Annotated in this window: 8 protein-coding genes and 3 pseudogenes; 5 read left to right on the top strand and 6 right to left on the bottom strand. The window is 69.6% G+C overall.

Annotated elements, in window-relative coordinates; genetic code table 11:
• Positions 1–325: pseudogene (locus tag ACIBB8_RS36425) on the top strand (hypothetical protein); the annotation flags it as partial.
• A 7-nt stretch (positions 326–332) separates the two neighbouring features.
• On the opposite strand, the gene ACIBB8_RS36420 reads toward ACIBB8_RS36425, so the two are convergent.
• Together ACIBB8_RS36420 and ACIBB8_RS36415 are read right to left on the bottom strand one after the other, a co-directional pair.
• Positions 333–539 (bottom strand): hypothetical protein, encoded by a 207-nt coding sequence (locus ACIBB8_RS36420; RefSeq protein WP_366695570.1) that lies wholly within the window; start codon positions 537–539, stop codon positions 333–335.
• A gap of 98 nt (positions 540–637) precedes the next feature.
• On the bottom strand, positions 638–1,066 hold the full coding sequence (locus ACIBB8_RS36415) for an Ohr family peroxiredoxin (protein ID WP_398959541.1): 429 nt from the start codon (positions 1,064–1,066) through the stop codon (positions 638–640).
• A gap of 357 nt (positions 1,067–1,423) precedes the next feature.
• Between ACIBB8_RS36415 and ACIBB8_RS36410 the strand changes: the two genes are divergently transcribed.
• Complete coding sequence (locus ACIBB8_RS36410) at positions 1,424–4,354, top strand: S8 family serine peptidase (protein ID WP_398959539.1); 2,931 nt, start codon at positions 1,424–1,426, stop codon at positions 4,352–4,354.
• Positions 4,355–5,307: 953 nt separating this feature from the next.
• The gene (locus ACIBB8_RS36405; RefSeq protein WP_398959537.1) at positions 5,308–6,306 is read left to right on the top strand and encodes a helix-turn-helix domain-containing protein; all 999 of its coding nucleotides are present in this window, start codon (positions 5,308–5,310) and stop codon (positions 6,304–6,306) included.
• A 330-nt stretch (positions 6,307–6,636) separates the two neighbouring features.
• On the opposite strand, the gene rpmF is transcribed toward ACIBB8_RS36405, so the two are convergent.
• The 3 genes from rpmF to ACIBB8_RS36390 all read right to left on the bottom strand — a co-directional run bounded on the left by rpmF (position 6,637) and on the right by ACIBB8_RS36390 (position 8,877).
• Positions 6,637–6,807, bottom strand: coding sequence for a 50S ribosomal protein L32 (rpmF, locus tag ACIBB8_RS36400; protein WP_398959543.1), 171 nt, complete (start codon positions 6,805–6,807; stop codon positions 6,637–6,639).
• A gap of 577 nt (positions 6,808–7,384) precedes the next feature.
• Complete coding sequence (locus ACIBB8_RS36395) at positions 7,385–7,579, bottom strand: hypothetical protein (protein WP_366693499.1); 195 nt, start codon at positions 7,577–7,579, stop codon at positions 7,385–7,387.
• Between the two features lie 290 nt (positions 7,580–7,869).
• Entirely contained in the window at positions 7,870–8,877 is a 1,008-nt protein-coding gene (locus tag ACIBB8_RS36390; RefSeq protein WP_398959534.1) for a recombinase family protein, read from the bottom strand.
• 362 nt (positions 8,878–9,239) lie between these two features.
• Between ACIBB8_RS36390 and ACIBB8_RS36385 the strand changes: the two are divergent.
• Both ACIBB8_RS36385 and ACIBB8_RS36380 read left to right on the top strand, forming a co-directional pair.
• Positions 9,240–9,740 (top strand): annotated as a pseudogene (locus tag ACIBB8_RS36385) (SMI1/KNR4 family protein); the annotation flags it as partial.
• 57 nt (positions 9,741–9,797) lie between these two features.
• Positions 9,798–9,941, top strand: a pseudogene (locus ACIBB8_RS36380) (histone-like nucleoid-structuring protein Lsr2); the annotation flags it as partial.
• A gap of 83 nt (positions 9,942–10,024) precedes the next feature.
• Here ACIBB8_RS36380 and ACIBB8_RS36375 read toward each other — a convergent pair.
• Positions 10,025–10,294, bottom strand: a 270-nt coding sequence (locus tag ACIBB8_RS36375; protein ID WP_398959532.1) for a Tn3 family transposase, incomplete at its 5' end; no start/stop codon positions are given.

Raw genomic sequence — 10,294 nt, 5'->3', positions numbered from 1 at the left:
TCGCATCACCCCCACGGCCGCACGACGGGACAACGGCCGCACGGACGATCATCCCGCGCCCACCGTCACGCCGCACGGAATTGAGCAGCAGAGTCCCCGCGTGACTCAAAACTGGGGCGACACCGCCACGGCGGCCACCAACATCGGCCATGAGGCGCTGCTGTCCGCGGCCCGCTACCTCGCGGCCGGCGCCGTCGACCTCATCGAGCGGCCCGAACTGCTCGACGCCATGAAGCAGGAGTTCGAGGCGGTAGACGCGGATGGCGGACGGCTGGTTCACACGCAGAGGCGCTTTTCTCACATCTGCGCGCGCGGGCCTGCCTGATCCGCTGTCAGACGAAGTTCGAGGCCGCCGGACCGTACCCCGACAGGACCACGCTCGTCGCCCAGATCCACACCTGTGTGTCGTCGGGCCACTCACGGACCTGGGAGGTTCCGGCGTCCTGGGGCCGCTGCCCGCCGGACGCCGCGGAGCGCGGGCCGGGCACGGAACGACGGTGCTCGGCGGTCCGCGTGGGTGTGTACGTCGTGGAAACCATGTCGTGACCCGTCTCTCTCCGGTCGGTGGTGCGGATATGGCAGGAGTGCGGGTTCCCTGCCGGGGGAAGGAGCAGGGAACCCGCGGTCAGGGGGCGGCTCAGGCAGCGGTGCCGGCGTTGATGGTGACGGGGATGTTGTCGCGCGTGGCCTTGGAGTACGGGCAGATCTGGTGGGCGGCGTGGGCGAGTTCCTCGGCGGTGGCCTGGTCGACGCCGCCGAGGACGGGGCTGAGAACCGCCGAGAGGGAGAACTCCCCGTCGTCGCCGTGGGTCAGGGTGATCTCGGCCGTGATGGTGGTGCTGGTCAGCCGGACCTTGCGCAGGGTGGCGGCACGGCGGAGGGCGCCGAGGAAGCAGGCGGCCCAGCCGGCGGCGAGCAACTGCTCGGGGTTGGTCGCGGTGCTGGCGCCACCGAGCTCCTTCGGGAGAGCGAGACCGGTCTCCAGCAGACCGTCGGAGGAGCGGACGCGACCGCCGTTGCGGCCCTCTCCGTCGACGTCGACAACGGCGGTGTAGCTGACTGCCATGACTGGTGCTCCCCATCTGGGTCGGAAAGAAGGTCTTCGGTCGCCTCGACCGCAACACTTTGCGTGTCACCGGTTGAGGCAGTGACGTAATCATGGCAGCTTCTAGCGTCACCAGTCAAGATGGTGCCCACCTCCTTCGGGTGTGCGTCTGCCTCGCACTGATCGACCGTCACGGTCCGGCCGGTGGCACAGCGCGGGTGCAACATGCTTCACGCGGAACGAGTTGGCACGCTCCTCTGTCGCTGTTGTGACATGTCCCAGCTGTGCCACCGGCATCGAGTGACATGTGCCTCACGGCCGTCGGATTCTGTCGCTCAGACGAACGGCACGCAGCGCGCCGGAAAGGGCCCAGAAACAATGAGACACACCCGTTTGCTGGCGACGTTCACGGCAGGCGTCGCACTGACCGCCGCGGCGGTCACCCCGTCGTTCGCCGGTCCGCCCGGGCCGTCGCACACCACGGTGGCCGCCGGGACCTCGGGCAGCGAGGCCACCGTCCACCTGATCACCGGCGACAGCGTGACCGCGGCGAAGGGCCCGGACGGACGGCAGACCGCCTCCGTGCGGCCCGGCCCCGGCCGCGACGACATTGTCTTCCACACCTTCGAACAGGACGGGCACCTGACGGTGCTCCCCTCCGACGCCTCGGCCCTGGTGTCCCGAGGCCGTCTGGACCGGGCGCTGTTCGACGTCACCTCCCTCCTCGCGCAGGGCTACGACGACGCGCACACCGACACCCTGCCGCTGATCGTCAGCACTTCCGGAACGGCGACGGCCCGCGCGACGGACAGACTCACCGCGTTCGCCGAACACGACGCCCCCGCACGGGAACTGTCCAGCATCGACGCCCGGTCGCTGCACGTCGCGAAGGACGACCTGAGCCGGTTCTGGGACGAACTGGCGCCCGGCGGCGCCGAGTCGAAGGCGCCCGCCGCCGTCCCCCGCGTGTGGCTCGACGGCCGGGTACGCGCCGTCCTCGACCGCAGCACCGCCCAGATCAGCGCCCCTGCCGTCTGGCAGAAGGGCGATCACGGCGAGGGAGTCAAGGTCGCGGTCCTCGACACGGGAGTCGACCAGACGCATCCTGACCTGGCCGGACGGGTCGTCAAGACGGCGAACTTCACGGACAGTCCGACCACCGGCGACTCCTTCGGGCACGGCACCCACGTCACGTCCATCGTCGGCGGCAGCGGCGCGGCCTCCGGCGGCGCCCGCAGGGGCGTGGCCCCCGGCGCGGACCTCATCGTCGGCAAGGTGCTCGGCGACGACGGCTCCGGCTCCGAGTCCCAGGTGATCGCCGGAATGGAGTGGGCGGCCTCCCAGGGCGCCGAGGTCGTCAGCATGAGCCTCGGCTCGGACGATTCCAGCGACGGCTCCGACGCAATGAGCCAGGCCGTCGACGAGCTCTCCCGCACCACCCCCACGTTGTTCGTGATTGCCGCCGGGAACAACGGCCGGGACGGTGCGTCCACCGTCGGTTCACCGGGCGCGGCCGCCTCGGCGCTGACGGTGGGCGCGGTGGACCGGGACGACTCACTGGCCGGCTTCTCCAGCCGGGGCCCCCGGTCCGGCGACGGCGCCGTCAAGCCGGACGTGACCGCTCCCGGCGTCGGAATCGTAGCGGCCCGCGCCTCGGGCACCACGCAGGGCGACGTGGTGGACCAGTACTATCTGGGCTTCTCCGGCACCTCCATGGCCACACCCCATGTCGCGGGCGCCGCAGCCCTGGTGGCCCAGCGCCACCCCGACTGGACCGGCAACCAGATCAAGGACGCCCTCGTCAGCACTGCTCGCACGATCAGCGGCCAGAAGGTCACCGAACAGGGCGGCGGCCGCGTCGACGTGGCCGCCGCCGCCCTCGGCGCGGTCACCGCGACGGGCAGCGTCACCCCCGGCCCCTTCCACCCCGGTGACGCGACACGCACCTTCGACCTGACGTACACCAACACCTCCGACGAGGCCGTCGCTCTGAACCTCCGGCCCCGCCTCACGGACGCCACCGGCCGCCCGGCCTCGGTGCACGCCGTCCGCCTCGCGCACTCCTCCGTACGCCTCCCCGCCCACGGGAGCGTCACCGTCCCCCTCACCGTGGACCCGGCCGAAGCCGGACAGGGCAGCTACTACGGCTACATCACCGGCACCCTGGAGGGCGGTGACGCCCCGGCCGTGCACACCACGCTGAGCCTGATCGTGCATGGCCCCCTGCACAAGCTGACCGTGCGGACGTACGACGAGAACGGCGACCGCATCGCCGCACAGCCGCTCGTCTGGGGCCCCGGCGGCTACGTGGGCTACACAGACCCCGACAACGGCGTCACCGAGGTGGAAGAGGGCACCTACCAGGTGAGCCGCACCTTCATCAGCACCGCGAAGGACGGCCAGGAACTGCGCGAGGTCGTGCTGCCGGAGGTGAACGTCACCAAGGACACGACCGTCACCGTGGACGCCCGCAGAACCGTTCAGGTCCAGATCCGCACGCCACGGCCCGCCGAGCAGCGCGGGGTGCTCAGCTACCAGACCTACCGCGAACTCGACGGCCTGGCATTGATGCACGGCGTGATGTTCTTCGACATCGCCAAGCGGCTCTACGTCAGCCCCACTTCCCCGGTACGAACGGGAACCTTCGAGTTCGCCTCCCGCTGGCAGCTCGTCGCACCGCTGCTCCAGGCGCGGGCCACGGGCCTGCCCGGCACGCTCGACGCCTACTACATGCCGGCCTCACCTCTCTTCGGCGACCGCGGCACCACCCTGCGCGCCGTCGACGCGGGCGACGCCGCCGCCCCGGCACTCACCGGCGTCCGCGGCCGGCTCGCGGTGCTCACCGACGAGCAGGGCACCGGCCTGGACCAGGCCCTGAAGCAGGTCTCGGCGGCCGGCGCCAAGGGCGTCCTGCTGGTCAACTTCGACGACACCCCGTGGACCCCGCTGGAGTCCGGACGGCGAACGCTCGCCGCTGCCGGTGGTCCGCATCGGAGCCACCACCGGAGCCGAGATCCTCAAGCGGATCCATCGCCGCACCACGGAGGTGACCTTCCGCGGCACGGCCCGCAGCCCCTACCTCTACGACGTCGTCCAGGTGGCCGAGCAGCAGATCCCGCAGCACGTCACGTACACCGTCTCCGCCCGGAACAGCGCCGTGGTGCGCACCACGTACGCGGACGACGGCGGCAGCGGCTGGGCCGCCGAGCAGCGCTTCGCCCGGCGCCCCTACCAGGGGACGGCCTGGCTTCAGTACAACCGCTACGTGCCCACCGGCGTCACCCGCACCGAGTACGTCAGCGCCGGTGACACGGTCTGGCAGCACCTCGTCCACCACACCACCACCTACGACCCCGACCTGCCGCTCGCGCTCGGCATGCGCGACGCCCCCCGGACCTACCGGGCGGGTACGGAGACGAAGGAGACATGGCAGGGCGCCGTCGTCCGGCCGTCGATCCCCGCGGGCGCCATCGAACCGACCGTTCGGAAGGGCAACGTACTGCGCCTGCGCGTACCCGAGTTCACGGACTCGCAGCCCGGGCACTGGTCCCGCTTCCTGGCCGGCGACGGCGGCGGCATCGGCACCGGCCGCGCGCAGGCCACGAACGACACGGTGACAGCGGCCCTCTACCGCGACGGAACCAGGCTCACCGACCTCGACAACGCCTGGACGGACGTCGAGGTGCCGGCCGGACCCGGCGCCTACCGGCTGGCGCTGACCACCTCGCGCACTTCCCCCGACTGGGACTACGGGACCGCGACCAGCACGTCCTGGTCGTTCCGTTCGGACACCGCCGACGAGGCCGTCCCGCTGCCCCTGCTGCAACTCGACTACGCCGTACCCGTCGACGCGCACAGCACCGTCACCCGGGCCGGCTCGTACGGCGTGGACGTCACCGTCCGCGCCCAGGACGGGGCGCCGACCCCGCGCGGCACGAGGGTGCGAGTGGAGATCTCGTACGACGACGGCCGCACATGGCGGGCGGCAAACGTCCGCAACCGGGGCCACGACACGTTCCGGGCCACGGTGGACCGCCCGCACCACCAAAGCGGCACCGCCTATGTGACGATGCGCGTCACGGCCCGGGACTCCGCCGGCAACAGCGTCCGGCAGACGGTCTCCCGCGCCTGGGCGGAGCGCCACTGACTCTCACGGACCAGGGGGCGAGGGGGCGTACGGACCTCTCGCCCCCTGCCGTCGCGAGGCCCTGGAGTAGAGTCCTCGGACTGTCCACGCCACGACGAGCGAGGGGGCCTTCGGAATGCTGAAAGCTGCGGGAGTCTCGCAGGAACAGGAGGCCGTCTACCGCCTTCTCGTGACGGCGGGCGGAGCGACCGCCGAGGACATCGCCCGGCGCACCGGTGTGAGCAGAGCCGACAGCACAAGTGTGCTCGAATCCCTCGTGCTGCAGGGGCTGGCCAGCCACACCGACGGCACACCTCGGGTGTGCCGGGCGGTGCCCCCGGACGTGGCACTACTCCCCCGTATTAAACACACCGCAGACGCGCTGGACGTGGCACGGGCGCAGGCGGACCGGCTGCTGGAGGAGTACCGCGAGACCATGCGCCGCCATGACGCCGGGCAGTTGCTGGAGGTCATCACCGGGGCGGAGGCACTGCGCCAACGGCTGAGGCAGATACAGACCGACGCCCGTGAGGAGCTGCTCTGGTTCTGCCGGGCCCAGTACGTGGCAATGCCCTCCGGCACCAACACGGAGGAGTACGAGGCCCTCGCCCGCGGCGTCCGCTACCGCGTGCTGTACGAGAAGGCGCTCTTCGACGACGAGGGGGCCGTCGACAACGTGGTGGCGGGTGTGCGCGCCGGGGAGATCGCCCGCGCCGTCCCCTGGCTGCCGCTGCGCCTCGCGATCGCCGACCGGTCCGTCGGCATCTTCCCCCTGGTGCCCGGCGGCCCCCACGGCAGCCCCGACCAGCCGACCACCGCGCTGGTCAGGGACCGCAACCTGCTGAGCGCGCTCGTCGCCCTGTTCGAGAGCTACTGGGAGAACGCCGTCCCCCTGCACCTCTCGGAGACGGGCGACCTGGCCACCGACGACACCGAGACGCATCCATCGCTGTCACAGGCCGACAGCAAGCTGCTGTCCCTGCTGGTCGCGGGCGTCGCCGACAAGGCGATCGCCTCACAGAAGGGCCTGAGCCGAAGAACTGTCCAGCGCCGCATCCAGAACCTGATGGAGCGTGCCGGCGCCGGGACACGCATGCAGCTGGCCTGGCAGGCCGCCCGGCGCGGCTGGCTGTGAGGGACCGCGCGTGTCAACTGCTTTGCCTAGGTGACCCGTTATGGCGGCGGAAAGCCCAACTGCTGGGCGGTGACGACCAGTCCGGTGGCACCCCACCGCGCACGTCTCAGCGGTGCCGGGACCGTGCCTGCTGTGCGGCACGGTCTGCTTCCAGCCCGAGAATCGGCACACGTGTGGGAACGGCCATGAGGCCGGAACACGTCCGGTCGCTACCACAGCACCGGTGCCGTCTTTCTCTCGTCCGCGAACCGCCCAGGGGTCAACTTGCCGGAGAGGGGCGGAATTGGCGTGCGCGGCGCAGGCCACCCTGCACGGTCGGCGCCTGTGGTGTCAGGAGGGAGGAAGCACCTGACGACCGCGGTACATGCCGCAGTGCATACAGGCAGCGTGTCCGGGGGTGGGCCGGCCGCACGCGGCGTTCGCACACGTCACCAGGGCGGGCCGGGTGGCCTTCCAGTGAGCCCGCCGGTGACGGGTACGCGCGCGGGACTTCTTGTGCATCATGAGCGTGTTCCAAATCTGTGTGTGCTCTCCCGTCGGCACGTGTGGGCATGCCGAGGTCGACGACGACGGGAGCCCGGCGGGCATGCGGGGAGCGCGGGAATTGCCAACTGACTGCGGGACGGCGAACGCCTCGATGCACTGCGATGGAACCCTTCACCGGTTCCACGGTGTCCACGGCACGATGTGCCAGGCCGACTCACTGTGCCGAGGGCACGTGTGAGCAGGCGACGGAGGCCGACCTCCGCTCAACCGGTCACTGGCAAGAGGGACCCGGGGCGGCACCGGTCGGCGGTTCGCCGTGGCTAGGCTCTGTCGACTTCAATCACGCCGGAAGGTTAGCAAGCGGGCGCACGGCGGGGCAACACGCACGGATCCGCCCCGCCGTCGACGAAGTCCAGCGCGCGCACCGTGCCGCCCCCGGCGTCTGAGCCGGCTCTCCTCAAAAGGGGACGCGACTCCGTGTCTGATGCCTGGTCATCCTTCCTTCCGGGCAAGCTGCATGTGATGTTCTCATCAGGATTTCCCCTGATTGACGGTGCGAGTGCCGGCGTGTCCCAGCCCTGCCCCCAGAGGCCTACAGCCCCAGGTCCAGGGCCAGGCACGAGTGGTAGTTCCACGCACCCTCGGGGTTGTAGACGGCCTTCACCCTGCCGCTCGGCTCGGCTTCCACCTCTGTGGCCATGTCCTCGAAGCGGATGCGCTCGGGGAGCTTGCCGTACCGCGCGTGCCGTGCCGCCGCGGCGGCGTCCATCGTCAGGTCCTTGTTCATGACCAGCCTCCACTTCATCGGTCGTGGATCGCGTCCCGGTTGCTACCCGGACGACAGTCAGCCTGCCCTTCCAGAAGTAACCTGTCAAGATGGTGACGAAGCAAGGGGGTGGCGAAGCCGAGAGGCGCACACCGAAAGGTTTCGCCGTCGGACAGAGCCCGATCCTCACACACATGTTTCCTGTCGCGTCAGCAACCTTCTTGACGAATACCTCCAAGTGTGACCATATTTGCCACCACTCGAACCGGTGACAGCCGACATTGGGGCACCGGGCCCATCGCACACCGGCCTTACAGCAGCTCGGTGTTCGGGTGGGGCTGCGCCTGGAGCCGTTCGCGCAGCTCGATCTCCTCGGCGGTGAGCGGCTCCCCAGGCTGGCGGATGCGTACAGGCTTGGGCCGCAGGGGCAGGCCGTCGTCGGCTGCGGTGGCCTCGGCTTCGGCGAGGGCCCGGTAGAGCGAGGCAACCGAGGGGGACTTGCCCGCGTTCTTCCCGACCTTGATGGTCAGCTTCTTCGCGATCTCGGGGACGGGGACGCCTTTGTCCTTGAGGGCGACCGCGAAGGTGAGCATGTCGTCGTCGATGACCTTCGGGCGTCCGCCGTGGTTGCCCTTGGACGCGGCGATGACCTGGCCTTCGAGGGTCTTCTCCCGGATGTAGTTGCGCTCGATCTGCCCGGCCACGGCGAGGACGGCGAAGAACATGGCGCCCATGCCGTTGGGGTCGTAGATGCCGGTGAGCGGGCCGGTGAGGAGTTCGAGCTGGATGCCGCCGGCCTGGAGCTCGGCGGACAGCGTCATCAACTCGGCCGCGTTCCTGGCGAGGCGCTTGAGCTCGTGGACGGTGAGGATGACGGGCGTCTCAGGGGCGGCCTCCTTGAACTGGTGGGCCAGGGCGAGCGCCTTCTCCAGCTCGGGCCGAATCTTCACCCGGGTGCTGATCTGCTCCTGGAAGACCTTGTGGCACTCCGCGCGGTGGAGGGCTTCGAGCTGACTCGCCAGCTCCTGCCGGGCGGTCGACGTCCTCGCGTACCCGATGCGGACCGGGCGCTCGGTGCGGGGCGCTGGCACGACGGCGAGCGCCGGGCCCTGCTTCCACACGCGGCCGGGGCGGCGGTCGGCGGGGACGAGGACTTCGAGTTCCTCGCGGAGCGCGGGGACGAGGACGAAGCGGGGGGTGTGGTACTTCGCGGCGGTCTTCCCGCCGCGGGTGCGGCAGGCGGAGCCGGCGGGCGCGTCACAGTTCGGGCAGTCATGACGTTCTACCGCCAATGCGGCCCGATCGGGCGTGAAATCCATCCGGAAAGTCTCTCAGAAGTGCCTCGCACAACATGCGGGTTCCGAGAGGACTTTTGCGAACGACGACCTGCGAAAACGTGATCACTGCGGGGACTCTCGCAGAACTCTCACAGATGAACATTTATGAGAATGACTATGCGTGACTCCCGGAGCCGAAGAGCGCCCGGCGAGCGCGGTAGGTGGACCGCAGCAGCCGGAGACCTGACGGGGTTCGATGTCAGCAGTCCCAAGTACGTTCTATCCATGGATAATCAGAGGTCGCCTTCTTCTCCGGTACACAACGACAAAACCTGGGAGCCCGGTCTGCGGTTTTTGGGGGTCACCAACGCGGCTCAGCGTGCCCCGTCCGTTGGAGATCAGGCATGAGCGAAGTGCCGGTACACGAGGCCGAAGACGTACGACAGGCGTGGGGCCGGATCGCCAGGTGGCTAGAGCAGCATGCCCCCGGTACTTTCGCTGGTCTTGGCAGCCCTGGCTGTCCGAAAGCCATCAGCGATGCTGAAGAGCGCATGAGACTGAAACTGCCGAGGGAGATGCGGCAGTGGCTTCTGGCGAACAACATCGGTGGTGAGAGGCAACCTGACGCCGGCTCGTGCCTGGTGGCGCTGGGGAGGGAGGAAATCATCCCGAACGGCGGTCTCCTTCTCGGACTCACGGACATCCAGCGTGTCTACCTCCACATGTGGGGCTTGGAGCAGATGGAACCGTCCGCGGACCCTGAATGGCCGTCCTGGCGCCGGGAATGGGTACCGATCGCCTCGGAGAGCGACGCCTTCTACGGCAGATTCCTGGACACGCGCACCGGCACGGTCGGATCTTGGAGTGAGGGTTCCCACCCTGAAGAAGGACACTTCGCGTCACTGGCCGACTTCTTCCACGATGCGGCGGACCATCTCGAAGGGGTGCCCTCGGGCCATCCGAGGGAAGCCGCCAGGGGCCCTGCGAGGGACAGCGGTTCGCAGGGCGAGGCGATACGCCTCTGGGCCCGCGCGAACGGCTACCTCGTCAATGACAGGGGACGCATCCCTGCCTCGATCCGTGAGGCGTACGAAGCATCACTCTGAGCGCGCCACGGCCGCGAAGCATCCGACCAAGGCGGCAGCTCGCAAGCTGGCTGGTGCCCCTGGTTGGCTCCTGACGCAGCCCGTCAGTCCGCGCCGTCCTCATCGTCGTCGAGTTCAGGTGTCTCCGGGTCGCGCAGCGGGCGCAGGGCGCCGGCGGCCGGGGTGGAGGCGGTGAAGCTGTAGCGGCCAAGCACGTTGAGGTTCGCGTGCTTGAGCGGAGAGAGCCGGGCGATGTCCTCGTCCCGGATCTCGTGGCAGTCGGCCTTCAGCTGGGCGACGGCGGCGTCGATGTACTTCGTGGTCCACAGCACGATGGCGTTGAGGACCAGGCCGAGCGCGCCGAGCTGGTCCTC

Source organism: Streptomyces sp. NPDC051286 (genome assembly GCF_044455345.1).
Lineage (GTDB): Bacteria > Actinomycetota > Actinomycetes > Streptomycetales > Streptomycetaceae > Streptomyces.
Note: the sequence above shows the minus strand (reverse complement) of the source record. Positions and strands in the feature narration are given on the sequence as shown.